This is a genomic window from Amycolatopsis sp. BJA-103 (assembly GCF_002849735.1).
Classification (GTDB): domain Bacteria; phylum Actinomycetota; class Actinomycetes; order Mycobacteriales; family Pseudonocardiaceae; genus Amycolatopsis.
On the sequence record NZ_CP017780.1, the window covers coordinates 1,542,133 to 1,565,179 of the forward strand.

The following is a 23,047-nucleotide window of genomic DNA, read 5'->3' on the forward strand; positions in this document are numbered from 1 at the left end:
TCGGGAGGTCAGGCGGCCGGGGCACCTTCGGCCAGCATAGTTGCCCCGGCGGACCACGGTCGACCGCTTCCACCAGAGTCAGCCTTCCCGAAGAAAGCGCTCTCTCCCCTCCGCGTCTAGTCCTCTAGTTGTGGTCCTTAGCGTGCGCAACTACCGCGACTAGAGGACTAAACGCGGGTGTGGGGATCGGGGCGTGTTGCGAAAGCCACGTTCGCAACCTTCAGCGTTGCGAACGTGGCGTCCGCAGCGCCTGGCCCGTGGCTTTCGCGACACCCGGGCTGGCTGGCGCGGCCCTCGCAACGACTCGACCCACCACGCCGCTGTCGCCCTGGCTCTCCTCTGCGGTACATGAAGGCCCCCTTCCTTGCGCCTAGGTACAGGAAGGGGGCCTTCATGTACTCGGGCAAGGAGGCCTTCACGGACCTGCGACCAACTCCAGCCACAACCAGCAGGTACCTAAGACCCCTGCGGCTCTAACCCGGAACGCTACTCACGACCACCCCACAGGAAACCACCAGGCCCACGCCCGTGCACGACACTTTGTGTGCCGCGTTTCGTCCTCTGGTTGCGGTCTTTAGCGTGCGCAACTACCGCGACTAGAGGACTAAATGCGGGTGCTCGGGGCGTCGGGGACGGGGTCGGGTTGCGGTTGGGGTACGTCGGTCTCGATCACCTTCGGGACGCCGCGCAGGCTCCGGAGCGCCACCACCGCGAGGACCACCATCACCGCCGCGCTGCCCAGCATGCTGGTGCGGATGCCGCCGACGAACGACTCCTCCGCGGCCGTGCGGACCGCCGTCGCCACCGGTTCCGGCAGGCCGGTCGCGACCGCCGCCGTGGCACTGAACGACTCCCGCACCTGGGCGGCCAGCTCGGGCGGTACGCCGGCGGGCAGGGCCAGCTCGGCGTGGTAGACGGCGGACAGCACGCTGCCGACCACCGCGATGCCGAGTGAGCCGCCGAGTTCGTAGGCGGTGGCGGAGATCGCCGACGCTGCACCGGCGCGATCGCGGGGGACCGTGCCGAGGATGGTGTCGCCGGTGACGGTCAGCGTGAGCCCCGCGCCCGCGCCGAACGCCACCTGCGCGGCCAGCACCAGTACGTACGTCGAGTCCGTGTTCACCGCGCCGAACAGCCCGAAGCCGATCGACGCCAGCGCCAGCCCGCCCGACACCGTCGGCGCCCGGCCGAACCGGCGCACCGCCTTGGCCGCCAGGACACCGCCCGCGACGAGCGCCGCGATCGCGCCCGGGACGAACGCCAGCCCGGAGCGCAGCGGACTCCAGCCCAGGACGAGCTGGAAGTACTGGCTGGAGATCAGGGCGAAGGCCGACATCGTGAACACCGACACCAGGTTCGAGCCGACGGAGGCCGAGAACCCGCGGCGCCGGAACAGGTCCAGGTCGATCAGCGGTTGTTCGAGCCGTCGCTGGCGGCGGGCGAACCACCACAGCGACGCGCCCCCGACCGCGAACGCGCCGAGCACTTCCGGGTACCACAGGCCGACGTAGAACGCGCCCTTCAGCGCGTACACCACGGCCACCAGCCCGACGATGGACAGCAGCACGCTGGGCAGATCGAGCCGCAACCGGCCGCTGGAGCGGGATTCCGGCACGACGCGGGCGGCGCCGAGGATCAGCAGCGCCACCGGGATGTTGACCATGAACACCGAACCCCACCAGAAGTGTTCCAGCAGGACCCCGCCGACGATCGGGCCGATCGCGAAGCCCGCCGCCGATACCCCGGCGGTGACGCCCACCGCGGCGGTCCGCGCCCGCTGGGTGGTGAAAACCGCGCGCAGCAACGAAGTCGTCGAGGGCAGCACGGCCGCGCCCGCGACTCCCAGCAGCGCCCGGGCCGTGATGAGCATTTCGGCGCTCGGGGCGTAGGCGGCCACCAGCGAGCCCAGCGCGAACGCGGCCACCCCGACCACGAGCACCCGCCGCCTGCCGAACCGGTCGCCCAGATTGCCCATGGTCACCAGCAGACCGCCCATGGCGAAGCCGTAGACGTCCGCGATCCACAGCAGTTCCTCGGCCGACGCGCCGAGCTGGGTGGTGAGCGCCGGCACGGCCAGGTGCAGCACGGTCATGTCGATCGCGACCATCAGCTGCGCCAGGCAGGACACCATGATCGTCGCGATGTCGCGGGCCTTGGTGCTCATGCGGCCACCGCCTCGGGAAGGCGGGGCCGGGGTTTCGGTTTCAGCGTGCTCCGGAGGTCGGCCCGCAGGAGGGTGAACGCCGACGTCAGCCCGGGCAGCCGGTGCAGCAGGTGGTCCGGGCCGGCGACGAGGACCCGGCCGACGCCGAGCCGGGTGAACCGGTGGACCAGCCCGGGCAGCCGTACCGCGTTGACCGTCGACTCCAGCAGGAGCGACGCCGCCTCGTCACCGGTCCGGACCGGCTCTCCGTCCTGATCGGACACGATCGGGAGGTCAGGGGCGGAAAAGTCGAACTCGCCGAAGACCTCCTCCGCGAGCCTGTCGCGCAGCCCGCCGAGCATCCGCGCATGGGCGGCGGGACGCATCGTCGTGAGCGCGTACCCGCCCGCGGCCCGCACCCGGCGGACGAATTCGTCCAAGGCGGACTCGCGCAGGGTCACCAGGTGGACTTCCTCGTCGAACCGGCCGGAGAGTTCGTGGCCGATCCCGTCGAGGATCCCGCCGAGCGCCGTTTCCGGCGTCCGTACGACGAACTGGCTGACGAGATCCTGGTTCGCCGTCTCGAAATACTCCCGTTCCCGGCGCGCGACGGCGTCGACGAGCCGGACGAGATCCCCGAGCGGAAGGGCGCCCGCGCGGACCACGGCGGCGCGTTCGCCGAAGCTGGCGCCGCCGACCGCGACCGGTGCCAGCCCGTGCTCCCGCTCCGCCCGTTCGGCGAGTGCCAGCGACGCGAGCACGAACGCGATCTGGGTGTGCTCGTTGTACTCTTCGCCCGTTCTGGCCAGCGGATCCAGCAAGGAGCGGCCGAGCGCGTGCTCCGCCGCGCCGAGCAGGCGCCGGGCCAGAGGGTCGATGACGAGGAACCTGCCCAGTTCCGAAGCACGGGCTGGGCCCATGCCGGGGAAGAGGACGGCATCCGTGGAAATGTCCACTGTGCACACCCAGTTTCGTGATCGGATCAGAGTTGTTCGGCCGCGGCGAACTGCTCGAGCCGCTTCCGGTCCGGTTTCCCGTTGCGGTTCAACGGGAACTGATCGGTGACGAGGACACGGTTCGGCTGCTCGGCCGGGGGCAGCACGCCGCAGATCCGGTCGCGCCAATAGCGCGAGTCCCGCTGTGCGTCGTCCTCGACGACGAAGACCAGGCTCGACCCGCGCCGCTGGTCGGGCAGCGCGACGATCTTCGCCGAACAGCCGTCTTCGGCCAGCCGGTGCTCGATCACCTCGGGGTGCAGGGTGTGCCCGTTGCGGTGCACGGCCCGTTTGCGCCCGACGACGAACAGGTTCCCGTCCGCGTCGAGCCGGCCGAGGTCGCCGGTCGCGTACCAGCCGCGGTCGACGGGGAGCACCTGCCCGGTGCCGTCGAGGTAGCCCTCCATGAGATCCGGGTCGAGGACGAACAGCTCGCCGATTTCGCCGCTGGGCAGCACGGTGCCGTCGTCGGCGCGCACCTCCAGGGTCAGTCCTTCGACGATTTGCCCGCAGCCACGGGGATTTCCGATGTTGGCGAAGGCGACGTTGCCCATTTCGGTGCTGCCGTAGCTGTCGAGCAGCGGCATGCCGAAGAGCTCGTCGGACTGCTCCACGACCCCGGGTTCGAGCGGGGCGGCGCCGCTGCACAACATGCGCACGCGGGAGAATTCCGCTTTGAGCGACGGACGTTTGCCGATGATGTTGAACAGGCTGCGGTAGGTGGACGGCGTCGCGTCGACGACCGTCGCGCCGGCCATCCCCGCCAGGCGCAGCGCCCGGTCGGGACGGCGGTAGGGCGCGATCACCAGCGAGCAGTCCCGCAGCCAAGCGATCATCACCATCGAAAGGCCGTACTGGTGGTTGAACGGCAGCAGCGGCAGGAGGACGTCGTCGCCGACGTGGCCGACCAGGTCGGCGTTGCGTTCCAGATTCTTCAGGAACCGCGCGCCGTTCTTCGCGACGCCCTTGGGGACGCCGGTCGAGCCGGAAGACCACATCACGAGGCTGTCGGGCAGCTTTTCCCAGACGTCGAACCGCAACCGGACATCGGTCGGGGTCCGGTCGGCGGCGGCCACCATGATCTCGTAGGTGTACGCCGTCGGCGCGTCGGCAGGCATCGGCGCGTCGTCGTCGACGACCGCCAGCACGACACCGGAACCGGCGATCGTCTCGGCGGTACGGTCGGCGTGCTCCATGTGGTCGACGAGCACCACGGACGCGCCGGCGTGCATCAGCGCGACGAGGATCGTCAGGTAGGCCAACGTGTTGTCGGCCTTGAGCAGGACACGGTCACCGGAGCCGACACCGCGGTCGCGCAGCACTTCGGCGACCCGGAGGGCCTGCTGCTCGAAGGCGGCGCCGCCGGTGACCGCGTCGGGGGAATAGATCTTCGCGAACATGGGGAAGTCCTTTCCACTGTCAATCCAGGCTCACCGGGGCGATCTCGTCGAACACGTCGCCGGGACCGGGGTTGTCCGGATGGGTGCCGCCGCCCAGGTGCTCGACGACGCCCCACACGGCGTTCAACGCGGTGGTGACCGCGCTCTCGGAGAAACCGGCGATCCACGCGACGTCGTCGCCGGCCAGGAAGAAGCCGCGGTGGTGGTCGGCGGCGTCGCGCTGCATGAACTGGGTGAACAGCCGCCGCTGATAGCGGTAGCTGCCGGGAAGGCAGGATTTGAAGGCGCCCTTGAAATGCGGCTGGGTCTCCCAGGTGATCGCGATCGGCGGGCCGATCATGTGGGAGCGGATGTCGACGCCGGGGTAGATCTTGGCCAGCGCGGCGAGCATCACGTCGAGCCGCTCGTCCGGGGTCAGCGAAGCGACCTTCAGCGAGTCGTCGTTCCACGTGTAGGAAAGCAGCATCGTGCCGGGCTCGTCGGGGCCGTTGTCGATCAGGTAGACCCCGCGCGGGATGCGGTCGGTGAGCGTCGTGCTCATCACGTCCCGGCCGGTCGCCGGATCCTGGTCGAGCCAGAACGGCCGGTCGGTGATGACGAACAGTTTGGACGCGCCCATGTAGTGCGTGCGCTCCAGCGCGGTCCACACCGGCTGCGGCAGCAAGGCGTCGTCGCTCTTCATCCCCGAGAGCAGGTTCCAGTTCTGCGCGGCGAAGATCGCCGCCGGATAGGTGCGCACGTCGCGGTCGGCGTCCTCGATGGTGAACCCGCGGCCGGTCCGGTCGATCCGCACCACCGCCGGGCGCGGCTCGCCGCCGTGCAGGCTCGCCAGCGACGTGCCGGACGGCCAGTATTCGAGCTCGGCGGGCTCGTCGGTCCACAGCCCGAGCGGCAACTGCTGGCAGCCGCCGATGATCCGGTGGTGCTCGTCGCTGGTGTCGGTGCAGATCACGCGCAGGATCTCGAGCGCGGAGTTGGGGAAGTCGGTGTCCCAGCCGCCGCAGCCGAAACCGACCTGGCCGAAGATCTCGCGGTGCTCGAAGGAGGAGAACAGCGGGGACGAGGTCAGGAAGCCGTAGAACGACACGTTGTCGAACTTGGTGACCAAGTGGTTCCACAGTGCCTTGATGGTCGAGATGTCCCGGCGCCGGATGGCGTCCTCCATCAGCGACAGATCCGCCTGCTCCTGCAGCGTCTTCGTCCAGGCGTCGTTGACCTCGCGGTACACCGCGGGCAGGTCGGCGGACGTGCGGGCCCAGTGGTTCTCGCCGTGCAGGTTGATCACCGTGCTCGGCGACGCGGGGGAGAGCGGGTTGGGGAACGGCGTCGTCTCCAGCCCGACCTTGTCGATGTAGTGGAAGAGAGCGCCCGCGGACGGCGGGAAGCGCATCGCGCCCAGCTCGGCGACGGCGTCGGGGTAGCCGGGCAGGCTCACCGAGCGCATCCGGCCGCCGAGTTGCTCGGCCTCGTAGATCACCGGCTTCAGTCCGAGCTTCATCAGCTCGTAGGCGGCCACCATCCCGGACAGGCCACCGCCGATCACCGCGACCTCGGTGCCGTGCGCCTGGCGCGGCACCCGGCCGAGGCCGGCGGGATGGCGGATCCAGTCGTCGTAGGCGAACGGGAAATCGGGACACAGCATGCTCGTCGGCGGAGCCGCCTCGGCCCGCGGGCGGGGCAGGACGCGTTCTTCGACGGGAGACATGGTCATCGGCGTTACCTCCGGCACTAGTTCTGGCGTCGCGCGGACGACCCGGCCGGCACGGCGGACGCCGGCGTTCTCGTGCGGCCACGGGTCTGTGCGCTGAAATCGGGGGCGCTGAAATCGGGGCACTGAAATCCGGTTCGCCGAGAGCCACGTTAACGATTCCGTTCCGGAGCGACGGATACCTTTTCCACCGCTTGCCCACGGCATGGAAACCGGGTGGAGGGGCGGGCGGTTACCCGGCGGTGGAACAGTTCCGTCCCGCTCGCCCGGCCCGCTGTGGATAGCTGGAGCACGACTTCCCTGTGCCAGGCGACCCGAGGTGGCGAGTGCGCGCATGACCGAGCTGGATTCCCTGCGACGGCTGGAGAGCCGGCCGCGCGCCGAGCGGCGCCGCACGCTGCTGGGCCTGGTGCGCCGGGCGACGTCGGCGGTGCTGGACGGGCCGCTCCCGGCCGGCCGCACCTTCGCCGATCTGGGGTTCGATTCGCTGCTGGCGGTGAAGCTGCACGCGTGGCTGAGCGCCGGGACGGGACTCGAACTGCCGGTGACCCTCGCCTACGACCATCCTGGACCGGAGGCGCTGGCGGACTTCCTCGACGAGCGCCTCTTCGGTGCCGAGGCCGAGGACGCCGCGGACGGCGGCGCGGCCACCGGCGAACCCATCGTGATCGTCGGCATCGGCTGCCGCTTCCCCGGCGGGGCGGACTCGCCCGCGGCCCTCTGGTCCCTTGTGGACGAAGGAAGGGACGTCGTCACGGAATTCCCCCGCGACCGCGGCTGGGACGTCGACGGCCTGTACGACTCCCGGCCGGGCACCCCGGGCAAGACCTACGTGCGCCACGGCGGTTTCCTGCCCGGCGCGGCCGAATTCGACGCGGGGTTCTTCGGCATCTCGCCGCGCGAGGCGCTGGCGATGGACCCGCAGCAACGCCTCGTGCTGGAGACGGCGTGGGAGGCGCTGGAACGCGCCGGGATCGACGCCGGGACCTTGACCGGCAGCCGCACCGGGGTGTTCGTCGGCGCCGAGCCGCAGGAGTACGGCACCCGCCTGGCGGACGCGCCCGAAGGTCTCGACGGGCTCCTGCTCACCGGCAGCGCGCCGAGCGTCGTCTCCGGCCGGATCGCGTACACCCTCGGCCTGCAAGGGCCAGCGCTGACCGTCGACACCGCCTGTTCCGGTTCGCTGGTCGCCCTCCATCTCGCGGTCCGCGCACTGCGGAACGGTGAATGCACGCTCGCGCTCGCCGGCGGGGTGGCCGTGCTCGGTACGCCCGGTCCTTTCGTGGCCTTCTCGCATCAGCGCGGCCTGGCGCCGGACGGGCGCTGCAAGCCGTTCTCGGCGGCTGCGGACGGTACGGCGTGGGCCGAAGGCGCCGGGATGTTCGTCCTGGAAAGGCTTTCCGACGCCGAACGCCACGGGCATCCGGTGCTCGCGGTGATCCGCGGCAGCGCGGTCAACTCCGACGGCGCGTCGAACGGGCTCACCGCGCCCAACGGTCCGTCCCAGCAACGGGTGATCCGCGCCGCGCTGGCCGACGCCGGGATCGCCGCGTCCACTGTGGACGCTGTCGAGGCGCACGGCACGGGGACCACCCTCGGCGACCCGATCGAGGCGCAAGCACTGCTTTCGACCTACGGCAAGGACCGGGAAACCCCGCTGTGGCTGGGTTCGGTGAAGGCCAACATCGGGCACGCGCAGGCGGCCGCCGGAGCGGCCGGGGTGATCAAGATGATCATGGCGCTGCGGCACGACCGGCTGCCCCGCACCCTGCACGGCGCCGACCCGACACCGGCGGTCGACTGGTCCGCAGGCGCGGTTTCGCTGCTGGCCGAGCCGGTGGAATGGCCCCGCGGTGAGGAACCGCGCCGGGCCGCCGTCTCGTCGTTCGGCATCTCCGGCACCAACGCCCATCTGATCCTCGAAGAACCGGCGCCCGCCGCGTCCGAAGCGCCCGCACCCGAGGTGCCGTCGCCGATCGCGGTCGCGTTCTCGGCCGCTGATCCGGACGCGTTGCGTGCCCGCGCGAAGCAGCTCGCCGCCGTCGAAGCGAACCCCTCGGACCTGGTCTTCTCGCTCGCCAAGACCCGGGCGACGCTGGCCGAACGTGCCTTCGTCCTGGCACCGGACGCCACCGGCCTGACCGAGGCCCTGACCGCTTTCGACGAGCGAGTGCTGCGCGGTGGCCCGCTCCAAGAGCCCGCCGAACTCGCTTACCTGTTCACCGGACAGGGCGCCCAGCGGATCGCGATGGGCCGGGGGCTCTACGACACCTACGACGTCTACGCCGAGGCCTTTGACGAGGTCTGTGCCCACGTGGACCTGCAGCTCGATCCTCCGCTGCGGGACGTGGTGTTCGGCGGGGCGGACCCGGCGCTGCTGGACCGCACCGACTACGCGCAGCCCGCGCTGTTCGCCGTCGAGGTCGCCCTGTTCCGGCTGCTGGAGTCCTGGGGCGTCGTCCCGGCCTACCTGTGCGGGCATTCGGTCGGCGAGTTCGCGGCCGCGCACGTCGCGGGCGTCCTGTCGCTGTCCGACGCGGCGATGCTGGTGACCGCTCGCGGCAGGCTCATGCGCGAGCTGCCCGAGGGCGGCGCGATGGTCTCCCTCCGTGCCACGGAAGAAAAGGCCCGCGCGCTGCTGACCGGATACGAGAGCAGCGCCGGGATCGCCGCGGTCAACGGCGGGGAAGCCGTCGTGCTGTCCGGCGCGCGTGCGACGCTGGAAGCGGCGATCGCCGGATTCGACGGCAAGGTCAAGTGGCTCAACGTCAGTCATGCCTTCCACTCGCCGTTGATGCGGGACATGCTCGACGACTTCGCCCGGATCGCGCGGCTCGCCGAGTACCACCCCGCGAACCTGCCGATCGTCTCGACGGTCACCGGCGAGATCGGCGGGCACGACGCGGCCGAGTACTGGATCCGCCACGTCGAGGCCACCGTCCGCTTCGCCGACGCGCTGCGCGTGCTGCGGGACAACGGCTGCGGCACGTACCTGGAACTGGGCCCGGACGGCGTGCTCTCGGCGCTGGTCGACGACGGCGTCGCCCGGCCGCTGCTCCGCCGTGACCGGCCCGAGGTGCCCGAAATCCTGACGGCCCTGGGCACCGCCCACGTACGCGGGGTCGACGTCGACTTCGCGGCTCTAGTCCCGGGCGGGCGCCGGATCGCTCTGCCGACCTACCCGTTCCAGCGATCGCGCTACTGGCTCACCCCCGGTCCGGGGAAGGACGCGCGCGGGCTCGGCCTGCGCGACGCCGGGCACCCGCTCCTCGGGGCGGTGGTCCCGGTCCCCGGCGGCGACACCGTTTTCACCGCCCGGCTCTCGGTGGCCGAGCAGCCGTGGCTGAGCGGGCACCGGGTCGGCGACGACATCCTGTTCCCCGGCACCGGTTTCCTCGAACTGGCCCTGCACGCCGGAGCCGAGACCGGCTGCGGCTGCGTGGAGGAGCTGACCTTGGGCGCGCCGCTCGTCCTCGCGGCCCCGGTCGAAGTGCAGGTGGTGGTGGCCGCCGCGGACGACGACCGCCGTCGCGCGGTCACCGTCCACTCGCGACCGGAGCACGGCGAGGAGTGGACCAGCCACGCCAAGGGCACTCTCGTCCCTGACACCGGTGCCGTCCCGACAGCTGTCGCGTGGCCACCGCCGGGAGAATCCCCCTCCCTGGAAGGCTTCTACGACGACCTGCCCGGATTCGGCTACGAAGGCGTGTTCCGCGGCCTCCAGGCGGTGTGGGTGGACGGCGACGACGTCCACGCCGAAGTCGCGCTTCCCGCCGACGTCGAGGACGGAGGCGGCGGTTTCGGCATCCACCCGGCCCTGCTGGACGCCGGGCTGCACGCGATGTTCTTCCGCGAGTCGGCGGAGTCCGCCGGTGGACTGCCGTTCTCCTGGTCGGACGTCCGCCTGCGGGCGAGCGGTGCGACAGCGCTGCGGCTGCGGATCACCTTCCACGCGGCGGACACCGTGTCGCTGGTCGCCGTCGATCCGTCGGGCGCCGAAGTGCTCAGCGTCGGCTCGCTGACCGTCCGCCGTCCGTCCGAGCGTGGCCGGGAACTCCCCGCCGGGCTGTTCACCGTGGACTGGACGCCGGTCGCGGCCGCGGAACCGGTGGCGTGCACGACGTATCCGGAGGTCGTCCCGGGCAAGCCCACCGTGCTGTCGCTGAGGTCCGAAGGTGACCCGGTCACCTCGGCGCACGAGCTCGGCGCCCGTGTGCTGGAAGTGCTCCAGGACTGGGTGACGCGGGAAGAGTCCACTTTGGTCGTCCACACGCGACACGCGGCGGGACCCGATGCCGCGGATCCGGCGGCCGCCTCGATCTGGGGCCTGGTGCGCAGCGCCCAGGCCGAACATCAGGGCCGCTTCGTCCTCGTCGACGCCGCGCTCGAAGACGTGCCGATGGCCGTGGCGACCGGGGAACCGCAGGTCGCGGTGCGCGACGGCGTTCCGCTCGTCCCGCGGATCGCCGAGGCGGGCGCGGGGGTCCTGCTACCGCCCGCCGGGCCATGGCGGCTCGACAAATCCGGCGAGGGGACCGTCGAAAACCTCGCCCTGACCGCGATCGACGAGCCGGGCCTCGGACCGGACGACGTCCGCATCGTCGTCCGGGCGGCCGGGCTGAACTTCCGCGACGTCCTCAACGTTCTGGGCATGTACCCGGGTGAGGCCGGGCCGCTGGGCTGCGAGGTCGCCGGGACAGTGCTGGCCACCGGAGCCGCGGTGACCGATCTGGCGCCGGGCGACCGCGTGATGGGCATGGTGCACGGCGGCATCGGCCCGGTCGCCGTCGGCGAGCGCCCGTTCCTGACCCGGATCCCGGACGGCTGGACCGACGAGCAGGCCGCTACCGTGCCGCTGGTCTTCCTGACCGCCTACTACGCTCTCGTCGACCTCGCCGGGCTCAAGGCGGGCGAGTCGATCCTGATCCACTCCGCGGCGGGCGGGGTCGGGATGGCCGCGACCCAGCTCGCACGGCACCTGGGGGCGGAGGTGTTCGGCACCGCGAGCGAGGGCAAGCAGCACGTCCTGCGCGCCGCCGGGCTGCCTGACGACCACATCGCGTCCTCGCGGACCCTCGATTTCGCCGCCGACTTCCTGACGGCCACCGGCGGACGCGGTGTCGACGTCGTGCTCAACTCCCTCGCGGGCGAATTCGTCGACGCCTCCCTCGGCGTGACCGCGGCCGGCGGCCGGTTCCTCGAAATGGGCAAGACCGACGTCCGCGCGCCCGAAAACGTCGCCTACCGGGCCTTCGACCTGATCGAAGCGGGCCGGGCGCGCACCGCCGAGATCTGGGCCGAGTTGCTCACGCTGGTCGACAAGGGCGCGCTCACCCCGCTGCCGGTGCGGACCTGGGACGTCCGGCACGCGCCGGACGCGTTCCGGTTCGTCAGCCAGGCCCGGCACATCGGCAAGGTCGCGCTGACCGTGCCGCGGGCGCTGGATCCGGACCGGCCGGTGCTCGTCACCGGGGGTACCGGCGGACTCGGGGCGCTCGTCGCCCGGCATCTCGTGACCACGCACGGAGTCCGCAAACTGCTGCTCACCAGCCGCCGCGGCCCGGACGCGCCGGGCGCGGGCGAACTCGACGCCGAGCTGACCGGGCTGGGCGCCGAAGTCCGGATCGCCGCCTGCGACGTCGCGGACCGGGACGCGCTCGCCGCACTGCTGGACGGCGTCGAGCTGACCGGCGTCGTGCACACCGCGGGCGTCCTCGACGACGGCGTGCTCACCGGGCTGAACCCCGAAAGGCTCGCGAAAGTGTTGCGCCCCAAGGTGGACGCGGCCTGGTATCTGCACGAGCTGACCCGCGGCCACGACCTCGCGCTGTTCGCGCTCTACTCCTCGGTGTCGGGGATCGTCGGTTCCGCGGGGCAGGCTTCCTACGCGGCCGCGAACACGTTCCTGGACGCGCTGGCCGCTCGACGCCGCGCACAAGGCTTGCCCGCCGTCTCGCTCGCGTGGGGCCTGTGGCGTGAGGGAATGGGCAGCGGGCTGGCCGAGAACGACGTCGACCGCATGGCCCGCGAAGGACTTCCGCCGCTGACCGCGGAGTCCGGGCTCGCCCTGTTCGACGCCGCTCTCGACGGCGGGTTCACCGCCGTCCTGCCGATCGAACTGGACCGGGCCGCGCTGCGCGCCCACGCCAGGACCACCGAGGTGGCGCCGGTGCTGCGTGGCCTCGCGAAGGTCGCCACCCGGCGCGTCGCGGGACCCGCGACGACGGGTGGCGCCGGCCTCGGCGAGCGGCTCACGGCACTGCCGGACGAAGAACGTTCGGCCCTGCTGATCGATTTGGTGCGGCACAACGCCGCCGCCGTCCTCGGCCACGAAGCGGGCGGCATGATCGATCCGGCGCGCGCGTTCAAGGACCTCGGGTTCGACTCGCTGACATCGGTGGAACTGCGCAACCGGATCAACACCGTCACCGGGCTGCGCCTGTCGGCCACCGCGGTGTTCGACCATCCGACCGTCGCCACGCTCGCCGGGCACCTGCTGACCGAACTGGCCCCGCCGTCGCTCAGCGCGGCCGACGCGGTGCTGGCCGAACTCGACGCGCTCGAGGCGCGCCTGATCGGGGTCGACGACGACGGCCGCACGGCGGTCGCCGGACGGCTGCGGGCCCTGCTCGACGGCATCACGCCGGGAACGGACGTCGGCGGGCGCCTCGAAGACGCGACCGCGGACGAAGTCGTCGACTTCCTGGCCACCGAACTGGGGATTTCCTGATGGCGGACAAGAAAGCGGTCGCCAAGGTGCTCGCCGACATCGAGCGGCTGAGTGAGCGCTTGAGCGACCTGGACACCGAAGACCGGAAGAAGGTCGCCAAGCCGCTGAAGAAGCTGCTGCTGGCCTACGCGGCCGGAGACAAGGACGACGAGTTCGACGACCTGCTCTTCGACGCCGCTGTCGACAAGGTCTTCGACTTCCTCACCGACGAGATCTTCTGACCAGCGAGGGTGTGATGGCGGACCAAGAGAAGCTTCTCGACCTGCTCAAGCGAGTGACCGGGGATCTGCACCGGACCCGCGAACGGCTGCGCGACGCCGAGGACGGACGGCACGAGCCGGTCGCGATCGTCGGCATGGCCTGCCGGTTCCCCGGCGGGGCCGACACGCCCGCCGCGCTGTGGGACCTGGTCGATTCCGGCCGCGAGGGCATCGGCGAGTTCCCGGCCGATCGCGGCTGGGACACCTCCGGCCTGTTCGACGACGACCCCGACCACCGCGGCACCACCTATGTGCGCACCGGCGGTTTCCTGCCCGGCGCCGCCGGATTCGACGCCGAGTTCTTCGGGATCTCACCGCGCGAGGCGCTGGCGATGGAACCTCAGCAGCGGTTGCTGCTGGAGGTCGGCTGGGAGGCCGTCGAACGGTCCGGTCTCGACCCGGCCGCGCTGCGCGGCAGCCCCACCGGTGTCTATGTCGGTGTTTCCGCGCAGGAATACGGGCCACGGCTGCACAATCCGGGTGACACGGTGGATGGCTACCTGCTCACCGGCACCACCTGCAGTGTCCACTCCGGACGGATCGCCTACCAGCTCGGACTGGAGGGCCCGGCGGTGTCGATCGACACGGCGTGCTCGTCGTCCCTGGTCGCGGTGCACGCCGCGGTGCGCGGCCTGCGCGCGGGGGAGTGCACCCTGGCGCTGGCCGGCGGCGTCAACCTGATGGCCTCGCCGGGGATCTTCGTCGACTTCGCCCGTCAGCGCGGCCTGGCCCCGGACGGGCGCTGCAAGTCGTTCTCCGACGACGCCGACGGCACTGCCTGGGCCGAAGGCGTCGGGATGCTCGTACTGGAGAAGCTCTCCGACGCCCAGCGCAACGGTCATCGGATCCTCGCCGTAGTACGGGGTTCCGCGGTGAACTCCGACGGCGCGTCCAACGGGCTCACCGCGCCGAACGGCCCGTCGCAGCAACGCGTGATCCGCGCCGCGCTGGCCGACGCTCGACTGTCCACTTCGGACATCGACGCGATCGAGGCGCACGGCACCGGGACCAGACTGGGCGACCCGATCGAGGCCGAGGCGCTGATGGCCACCTACGGCCGCGACCGCGATCGCCCGCTGTTCCTGGGCTCGGTCAAGTCGAACTTCGGCCACGCGCAGGCCGCGGCCGGGGTCGCCGGGATCATCAAGATGGTCGAGGCGATGCGGCACGGCGTCCTGCCGCCGACGCTGAACGTCGGCACACCCAGCCGTGAGGTCGACTGGTCCGCCGGACCGGTCTCGCTGCTGACCGAAAGCACGCTGTGGCCCGAGACCGGCCACCCCCGGTCTGCGGCGGTGTCGTCGTTCGGCATCAGCGGCACCAATGCGCACGTCGTGCTGGAGCAGGCCCCCGCGACGGAAACCGCCGCCGTGCGGGACGCGCCCGCCGTCGTGCCGCTGCTGCTTTCCGCGGCGACCGAACCGGCGCTGGCCGCCCAGGCTTCTCGCCTGTTGTCGGCCGCGGGAACGACAGCGCCGATCGACGTCGCCCACACGCTGACCACCCGGGCGGCGCTGCCGTACCGGGCCGTCGTCACGGGCACGGACTGGGAGACCCTCTCGGCGGGTCTGTCCGAAGTGGCCGGTGGCGGCGGTGTCACCGGCAAGGTCACCGAAGGCGGACTGGCCTTCCTGTTCACCGGTCAGGGTTCGCAGCGCCCCGGCATGGGAACCGAGCTGTACGCGGCGTTCCCGGTGTTCGCGGCGGCTTACGACGAGGTGTGCGCACTGTTGCCGGAGTTCGGCGACCTCTCGAGGACGGAGTTCGCGCAGCCCGCGATCTTCGCGCTGGAAGTGGCGTTGTTCCGGTTGGTGGAGTCGTGGGGGGTGCGGCCCGATTTCCTGGCGGGGCATTCGATCGGTGAGATCGCCGCGGCCCACGTGGCGGGCGTGCTGTCGCTGGAAGACGCGGCGAAACTCGTCGTCGCGCGCGGCCGGTTGATGCAGGCCCTTCCCGAGGGCGGCGTCATGGTCGCGGTGCAGGCGTCCGAAGACGAACTCGGAGAGCTGCCCGACGGTGTTTCGCTGGCCGCGGTGAACGGTCCGTCGTCGGTGGTGCTGTCCGGCGCCGAGGAACCGACGCTGGCCTTCGCGGCCCGGTTCAGCGGCCGGAAGACCAAACGCCTGGACGTTTCGCACGCGTTCCATTCGGTGCTGATGGAACCGATGCTGGACGACTTCGCCGCGGTGGTGCGGGAGCTGACGTTCTCGGAGCCGCGTATCGCGATGATGTCGCCCGTGACCGACCCGGCCTACTGGGTCGCCCATGTCCGCGAGACCGTGCGGTTCTCCGACGCGGTCCAGAGCTTGACGGCCACCGGGGTCACGAAGTTCCTCGAACTCGGGCCGGACGCGGTGCTCAGCGCACTGGTCGACGGCGGAGTTCCCGCACTGCGCCGTGGTCACGACGAACCCCGGCAGCTGGTCACCGCGCTCGGCGCCCTGCACACGCGCGGTGTCGCCGTCGACTGGTCCGCCTACCTCGACGGCAGCGGGCGGTTCACCGAACTGCCGACCTACGCCTTCCAGCACGAGTACTTCTGGCTCGGCCAGGAAAGCGACGCCGACGTCACGGCGGCCGGGCTCGCCGCCGCCGACCATCCGCTCCTCGGCGCGGCGGTGTCCGTGGCCACTGACGACGGCGTCCTGCTCACCGGGCGCCTTTCGCTCGACCGGCATCCGTGGCTGGCCGATCACGTCGTCGCGGGCCGTGTGCTCGTGCCCGGCACCGCGTTCGCCGAACTCGCCGTCCGCGCGGGTGACGAAGCGGGCTGCGCGGGCGTGGAAGAGCTGATCCTGCAAGAACCGCTCGTCCTCGAACCCGGTGCCACGCCGGAGGTCCAGGTCGTCGCGGGCGCCGCCGACGAGCACGGTCGCCGCCCGGTGTCGATCCACTCGCGGTTGCCGGAGCATCCGTGGACCACCCACGCCACCGGCTTCCTCGGCACGCCGCCGATGTCCACAGTGGACATGGCCTGGCCGCCGGAGAACGTCGAGTCCGTGGACCTCGATGACGCCTACGACCGGCTCGCCGCCGCCGGGCTGGCCTACGGGCCGATGTTCCGCGGCCTGCGCAAGGTCTGGCGTCGCGGCGGCGAGGTCTTCGCCGAGGTCGCCCTGCCGGATCCCGATCAGGCGGCGAAGTTCGGCCTGCATCCGGCACTGCTGGACGCCGCGCTCCAGGCCACCGCGGTCCTCGGCGAAGACCGGGGAGCGGTGCCGTTCGCCTGGCGCGACGTCGTGCTGCACGCGCGGGGCGCGACCGAACTGCGCGTGCACGCGCGGCCGGGCGCCGACGGCTCGTTCGAGTTCGACCTCGCCGACGGCACCGGCGCGCCGGTCGCCACGATCGGCGGGCTGAACGTCCGCGCCGTGACGGCCCCCAGTTCGGTGCAGGACGGCCTCTATCGTCTCGAAGACGTCCTGCTTCCCGCTGGTTCCTCGGACGTCACGCCCGCCGGGGTCCTGGAAGCCGATTCGCTCGACGCCACTCTCTCCGCGCTGCAAGACTTCCTGGCCACGGACGAGCCCGGCCCGCTCGTGGTGCTGACCGGGCGCGAAGGCGCTGTCGAAGGCCTGGTCCGGACCGCGCAGGCCGAGCATCCGGGGCGGATCGTCCTGGTCCGCGGTACCCGCGCGGACATCGACGCCGCGCTCGCCACCGGCGAACCCGAAGTGCACGCGCTCGACGGGGTCCTGTCCGCGCCACGTCTCGCCAGGGCCGGGGCCGGTGAGTCCACATTAGACACTTCCGGTACGGTCCTGATCACCGGCGGTACCGGCGGGCTCGGCGCCCGTCTCGCCCGGCATCTGGTCGCCGAGCACGGCGTCCGGCATCTGCTGCTGGTCAGCCGCCGCGGTGAGGCGGCGCCCGGCGCGAAGGAACTCGCCGAGGAACTCGGGGCCCGGATCGAGGCCTGCGACGTCGCCGATCGCGATCAGGTGCGCGACCTGCTGGACCGGGCCGAACCGCCGGTCACCGGGATCGTCCACGCGGCGGGGGTCCTCGACGACGGCGTCCTCACTTCGCTCACTCCCGAGCGGGTCGCCGCGGTGTTCCGGGCGAAGGCCACCGCCGCGCACGTCCTCGACGAACTCGCCGGCGACCTCGATTTCTTCGTGCTGTTCTCGTCGATCGCCGGGGTGTTCGGCTCGCCGGGGCAGGCGGCCTACTCGGCCGCGAACGCCGCCCTGGACGCGCTCGCAAGGCAGCGCCGGGCCGACGGGAAGCCCGCTCAATCGCTCGCCTGGGGCCTGTGGCGGGACGGCATGGGTGCCGCGCTGAGCGGCACCGACCGGGACCGGATCGGCCGGGACGGCTTCGGCGCCCTCGAACAGGAAGAGGGCCTCGCGCTGTTCGACGCCGCGGTGGCCGACGGCGGCGCCGTCCTCGTCCCGGTGCGGCTCGACCTCGCGACCGTGCGGAACGCCGGGGTACCGCCCCTGCTGCGCGGGCTGGTCCGCGTCCGCACTCGCCGCGAAGCCGCCCGCCGCACCGACACCGGACTGGCCGGACGGCTCGCCGGGCTGCCCGAGGGCGACCGTGAAGCCTTGCTGGTGGACCTGGTGCGGGCCCGCGTCGCGGCCGTCCTCGGCAGGGCGGGCGCGGACACGGTGGAGGCGTCGCGACCGTTCACCGAACTGGGTTTCGACTCCCTGACCGCCGTCGAACTGCGCAACGAGCTCACCTCCGAGACCGGCCTGCGGCTGCCCGCGACCCTCGTCTTCGACCACCCGAGCCCGGCCGCGGTGGCCGCGTTCCTCGGCACCGAACTGCTCGGCGCCCCGGAACCGGTCCGCCCGGTGGTGACCCGGCGTGGCGCCGCCGACGAGCCGATCGCGATCGTCGCGATGAGCTGCCGTTACCCCGGCGGCGTCCGGTCGCCCGAGGATCTCTGGGACCTCGTGGCCGCGGGGACCGACGCGATCTCGCCGTTCCCCGGCCGCCGCGGCTGGGACGTCGACGGCATTTACGATCCCGAACCCGGCCTGCCCGGCAAGACCTATACGCGGCACGGCGGATTCCTGCACGACGCGGGCGAATTCGACCCCGAGTTCTTCGGGATCGCGCCCCGCGAAGCCCTCGCGATGGACCCGCAGCAGCGTCTCCTGCTCGAGATCAGCTGGGAGGCCTTCGAACGCGCCCGGCTCGACCCGGCCTCACTGAAGGGCAGCGCCACCGGTGTGTTCGCCGGGATCATGTACTACGACTACGCCGCGAAACTGGCCAGCGTCCCCGACAGTGTCGCCGGGTTCCTCGGGACCGGCACCTCGGCCAGCGTGCTGTCCGGGCGGATCGCCTACACCCTCGGGCTGGAGGGCCCGGCGGTGTCGGTCGACACGGCGTGTTCGTCGTCGCTGGTCGCCCTGCACCTGGCCGCCCGGTCGCTGCGGGCGGGAGAGTGCGACATGGCGCTCGCCGGCGGGGTCACCGTGATGGCGACGCCGGAGACGTTCCTCGACTTCTCCCGCCAGCGCGGACTTTCCCCGGACGGCCGCTGCAAGTCCTTCTCGCAGGACGCCGACGGCACCGGCTGGTCGGAAGGCGCCGGCGTCCTCGTGCTGGAGCGGCTTTCGGACGCCCGCCGCAACGGGCATCCGGTCCTGGCCGTGGTCCGCGGTTCGGCGGTCAACCAGGACGGCGCGTCCAACGGTCTCACCGCGCCGAACGGTCCTTCGCAGCAGCGCGTGATCCGCGCGGCGCTCGCCGACGCCGGTCTGTCCACTTCGGACATCGACGCGGTCGAGGCACACGGCACCGGTACGAGGCTGGGCGACCCCATCGAGGCACAGGCGCTCATCGCGACCTACGGCGCCGAACGGGACGAGCCGCTGTGGTTCGGTTCGGTCAAGTCGAACCTCGGTCACACGCAGGCCGCGGCCGGGGTCGCCGGGATCATCAAGATGGTCGAGGCGATGCGGCGGGGTGTGCTGCCGCGCAGCCTGCACGCGGCGGAGTTGTCGGCCGAGGTCGACTGGGACGCCGGGGCGGTGGAACTGCTCACCGAGCCGCGCGAGTGGCCCGGAACCGGCAGGCCCCGGCGCGCCGGGGTGTCGTCCTTCGGGATCAGCGGGACCAACGCGCACGTCGTCCTGGAACAGGTCTCGGCCGAGAAGCCCGCCGAGCCCGCCTCGCACGGTGTCGTGCCGTGGGTGCTTTCGGCGAAAACCGACCAGGCTCTGGCCGAGCGAGCGCAAGCCTTGCTGTCCCTTGTGGACTCCGCAGACTCGCTTGACGTCGCTTATTCGCTGGCCACGACGCGGACCGCGCACGAACGCCGGGCCGCGGTCGTCGGGGCGGACGCGGACGGTTTGCGTGCCGGGCTCGAAGCCATCGCCGAAGGTGGCGGCATCACCGGCAAGGTCAAACAGGGCAAGCTCGCCTTCCTGTTCACCGGCCAGGGTTCGCAACGTCCCGGCATGGGAACCGAGCTGTACGCGGCGTTCCCGGTGTTCGCGGCGGCTTACGACGAGGTGTGCGCACTGTTGCCGGAGTTCGGCGACCTCTCGAGGACGGAGTTCGCGCAGCCCGCGATCTTCGCGCTGGAAGTGGCTTTGTTCCGCCTGGTGGAGTCGTGGGGGGTGCGGCCCGACTACCTGGCGGGGCATTCGATCGGTGAGATCGCGGCGGCTCATGTCGCCGGGGTGTTCTCGCTGGAGGACGCGGCGAAGCTCGTCACGGCGCGCGGCAGGTTGATGCAGGCCCTGCCCGAGGGCGGGGTGATGGTGGCCGTGCAAGCGGCCGAGGACGAACTCGGGGAACTGCCGGACGGTGTTTCGCTGGCCGCGGTGAACGGCCCGACGTCCTTGGTGCTTTCGGGTGCGGAGGAGCCGACGCTCGCTTTCGCGGCCCGGTTCAGCGGCCGGAAGACCAAGCGGCTGGACGTTTCGCACGCGTTCCATTCGGTGCTGATGGAACCGATGCTGGACGACTTCGCCGAGGTGGTGCGGGAGCTGACGTTCTCGGAGCCGCGTATCCCGCTCGTGTCGCCCGTGACCGACCCGGAGTACTGGGTGTCGCACGTGCGCGAGACCGTGCGCTTCGCCGAGGCTGTCGAGACACTCCGCGCCGACGGGGTCACGAAGTTCCTCGAAGTCGGCCCCGACGCGGTGCTCTCGGCGCTCACCGACGGGATTCCGTTGCTCCGCAAGGGCCGGGACGAGGCCGTCACGGCGATGACCGCACTCGCCACGCTGCACGTCCAGGGTGTCCGTGTCGACTGGGACGGCGTCCTGCCCGGCGCGCGTGCCCTTGATCTGCCGACCTATCCCTTCCAGCGCAAGCATTTCTGGCTCGAACCCGCGCCCGTCGCGGACCTCACCTCGGCCGGGCTGGACTCACCGGGACATCCGCTGCTCGCCGCCGGGCTCTCGCTCGCGGAGGGCGACGGCACCGTCCTCACCGGACGGCTTTCGCTCGCGACCCACCCCTGGCTCGCCGGGCACACCGTGCACGACACGGTCCTGCTGCCGGGGGCGGCGCTCGCCGAACTCGCCGTCCGTGCGGGTGACGAGGCCGGGCGGCCGCGCCTGGTGGAACTGACCCTGCACGCGCCCGTCGTGATTCCCGAGAGCGGGCCGATCGAACTGCAGGTCGCGGTCAGCGGCGCGGCGGCGGTGACCGTGCACTCGCGGATCCCCGGCGAGGAGTGGGAACTCAACGCGCTCGGCCTGCTGGCCGAGGCGGAACCGCCCGCCAAGGGATTCACGTGGCCGGACGGTCTCGAGCCGATCGACCTCGGTTCCTTCTACGACGACCTCGCCGACCGAGGGTTCGCCTACAGCCCGCTCTTCCAGGGCTTGCGGGCGGCCTGGCGGCACGGTGAGGATCGCTACGCCGAGATCTCCCTGCCGGAGGAGGCGCAGGAGGACGCGGCCCGCTTCGGTATCCATCCCGCGCTGTTCGACGCCGCCCTGCACGGCATGTTCCTCGGCGAGGGCGAGGAGTCGGGCGCGCTGCCGTTCAGCTGGAGCGACGTCAGCCTGTACGCGACGGGCGCCACAACGGTCCGTGCGCGGCTGCGGTTCATCGGGCCCGGTGAGGTCGCCGTCGACCTGACCGATCTCGCCGGAGCGCCGGTGCTGTCGGTCGGCTCGCTGGTCGTCCGCGCGGTCACCGGTGAGCAACTGCGGGCGGGGGAAGACCGGTCGCTGTTCCGCGTCGAGCACATCGCGGCCGAGGCACCGGTGACCACGCCGGTGCCGTGGGCGCGGTGGGACGAGGTGACCGAACCGGTTCCACCGGTGGTCGTCCTGCCGGTTCCCCCGGAGGGAATCCACGCCGTCCTCGCTGCCCTGCAAAGCTTCCTCGCCGAACCCCGGTTCTCCGGCTCACGGCTGGTCGTGGTCACCGGACCCGGGCTCGACGACGCGGCCGCCGCTGGGCTGGTGCGATCCGCTCAGGCGGAAAACCCCGGCAGGTTCGTCATCCTCGACGGCGAAGTGTCCGATGTGGACATCGCACTCGCGACCGGGGAACCCCGGGTCCGGGTGCGCGACGGCCGGGCCGAGGTACCGCGTCTGGTCCGGGCCGAGCCCGGCCCCAAACCGGACTGGGAGTCCGCGGGCACGGTGCTGATCACCGGCGGCACCGGAGGCGTCGGGGCCAAACTCGCCGAACGGCTCGTCACCGGGCACGGCGTCGAACGCCTGGTCCTCACCAGCCGTCGCGGCCTCGCCGCCCCCGGCGCTCGAGAACTGGCCGACCGGCTGGGCGAACTGGGAGCCGAGGTGCGCGTCGAAGCGTGCGACGTCGCCGATCGTGACGCCGTGGCCGCCCTGCTCGACGGAATCCCCGGCCTGTCGGGGATCGTGCACGCGGCCGGCGTGCTCGACGACGGTGTCGTCACCGCGCTGACCGCCGAACGCCTGGACCGCGTGCTCGGCCCGAAGGCCGACGGTGCCCGCCACCTGCACGAACTGACTATCGACCGGCCGCTGACCGAGTTCGTGCTCGTCTCGTCGGTGTCCGGCGTGCTCGGCGGGCCGGGACAGGGCAACTACGCCGCGGCCAACGCCTACCTGGACGCGCTGGCCGAGCAGCGGCACGCCGACGGCCTGCCCGCGCGGTCGCTCGCCTACGGGATGTGGGCCGCGGAGGGGATGGGCGGCGTTCTCGACGAGGCGCTGATCGACAGGATGCGGCGCGACGGCTTCGGCGCCCTGAGCCCGGAGGAGGGCGCGGTCCTGTTCGATCTCGCTCCCGGTCCGGTGGCCGTCCCCGTCAAACTCGACCTGGCCGGGCTGCGCGACCAGGCCCGGGCGGGAGTGCTGCCCGCGCTGCTCACCGGACTCGTCCGGCTCCCCGTGCGGCGGACGGCCTCCCCGGTCGCTGACGCCGGTCCGCTGACGCCGGACGCACTGGAAGACCTGGTCCGGACGCAGACCGCGCAGGTACTCGGCTTCGCCACGGCGGGCGAGGTGGATCCGGAGCACGCGTTCACCGACCTCGGGTTCGACTCGCTGACGTCGGTCGAGCTGCGCAACCGCCTCGCGGCCGCGGCAGGCCGTCCGCTGGGGGCGACGGTGGTGTTCGACCACCCGACCCCGGCGGCGCTCGCGGTCCACCTCGGCACCCTGCTGTTCCCCGAAGTCGCGGTGCCGGACGAGGCACGTCTGCGCCGGGCCCTGGCGGGCGCGTCGCTCGACAGGCTCCGTGAGCTGGGCGTGCTGGAGGCGTTGGTGCAACTGGCCGACGAGTTGCCTGCGGACACACCCGCGGTGTCGGCCGACGCCATCGACGACCTGGACGTGGGCGACCTGATCAGCCGCGCGATGTCTTCGTCCGGTCAGAGCTGAAGGGGCCTTTCCCC

General features: G+C 71.8%; 7 protein-coding genes. 3 read left to right on the forward strand and 4 right to left on the reverse strand.

Features of this window, described 5'->3' with window-relative positions; translation table 11 throughout:
* Window positions 1–604: 604 nt before the first annotated feature.
* The 4 genes from BKN51_RS07180 to BKN51_RS07195 are packed head-to-tail and all read right to left on the reverse strand — an operon-like array spanning window position 605 to window position 6,249.
* Window positions 605–2,164: an MFS transporter gene (locus BKN51_RS07180; protein WP_101606864.1), complete on the reverse strand. Its 1,560-nt coding sequence runs from the start codon at window positions 2,162–2,164 to the stop codon at window positions 605–607.
* The gene (locus BKN51_RS07185; protein WP_233224077.1) at window positions 2,161–3,099 is read right to left on the reverse strand and encodes an ACP S-malonyltransferase; all 939 of its coding nucleotides are present in this window, start codon (window positions 3,097–3,099) and stop codon (window positions 2,161–2,163) included. The genes BKN51_RS07180 and BKN51_RS07185 overlap by 4 nt, the downstream gene beginning before the upstream one ends.
* Window positions 3,100–3,125: 26 nt before the next feature.
* Window positions 3,126–4,538: a class I adenylate-forming enzyme family protein gene (locus BKN51_RS07190; RefSeq protein WP_101606866.1), complete on the reverse strand. Its 1,413-nt coding sequence runs from the start codon at window positions 4,536–4,538 to the stop codon at window positions 3,126–3,128.
* Window positions 4,539–4,557: 19 nt separating this feature from the next.
* Window positions 4,558–6,249: a flavin monoamine oxidase family protein gene (locus BKN51_RS07195; RefSeq protein WP_101606867.1), complete on the reverse strand. Its 1,692-nt coding sequence runs from the start codon at window positions 6,247–6,249 to the stop codon at window positions 4,558–4,560.
* Between the two features lie 331 nt (window positions 6,250–6,580).
* On the opposite strand from BKN51_RS07195, the gene BKN51_RS07200 reads away from it, so the two are divergent.
* Genes BKN51_RS07200 through BKN51_RS07210 form a run of 3 tightly spaced genes read left to right on the forward strand, consistent with a single transcriptional unit; the run spans window position 6,581 to window position 23,033 of the window.
* A complete protein-coding gene (locus tag BKN51_RS07200) occupies window positions 6,581–12,976 on the forward strand; it encodes a type I polyketide synthase (protein ID WP_101606868.1) in 6,396 nt (2,131 codons plus the stop codon).
* Window positions 12,976–13,197 carry a hypothetical protein gene (locus BKN51_RS07205; RefSeq protein WP_101606869.1) on the forward strand — a complete coding sequence of 74 codons (222 nt, stop codon included), beginning with the start codon at window positions 12,976–12,978 and terminating at the stop codon, window positions 13,195–13,197. The genes BKN51_RS07200 and BKN51_RS07205 overlap by 1 nt, the downstream gene beginning before the upstream one ends.
* Window positions 13,198–13,211: 14 nt before the next feature.
* Window positions 13,212–23,033: a type I polyketide synthase gene (locus BKN51_RS07210; RefSeq protein WP_101606870.1), complete on the forward strand. Its 9,822-nt coding sequence runs from the start codon at window positions 13,212–13,214 to the stop codon at window positions 23,031–23,033.
* Window positions 23,034–23,047: the final 14 nt, after the last annotated feature.

Excerpts from the sequence above, each read along its gene's own strand:
- BKN51_RS07180 (WP_101606864.1), bottom strand. The coding sequence starts at position 2,164 with ATGAGCACCAAGGCCCGCGACATCGCGACGATCATGGTGTCCTGCCTG.
- BKN51_RS07190 (WP_101606866.1), bottom strand. The coding sequence starts at position 4,538 with ATGTTCGCGAAGATCTATTCCCCCGACGCGGTCACCGGCGGCGCCGCC.
- BKN51_RS07195 (WP_101606867.1), bottom strand. The coding sequence starts at position 6,249 with ATGACCATGTCTCCCGTCGAAGAACGCGTCCTGCCCCGCCCGCGGGCC.
- BKN51_RS07200 (WP_101606868.1), top strand. The coding sequence starts at position 6,581 with ATGACCGAGCTGGATTCCCTGCGACGGCTGGAGAGCCGGCCGCGCGCC.
- BKN51_RS07205 (WP_101606869.1), top strand. The coding sequence starts at position 12,976 with ATGGCGGACAAGAAAGCGGTCGCCAAGGTGCTCGCCGACATCGAGCGG.
- BKN51_RS07210 (WP_101606870.1), top strand. The coding sequence starts at position 13,212 with ATGGCGGACCAAGAGAAGCTTCTCGACCTGCTCAAGCGAGTGACCGGG.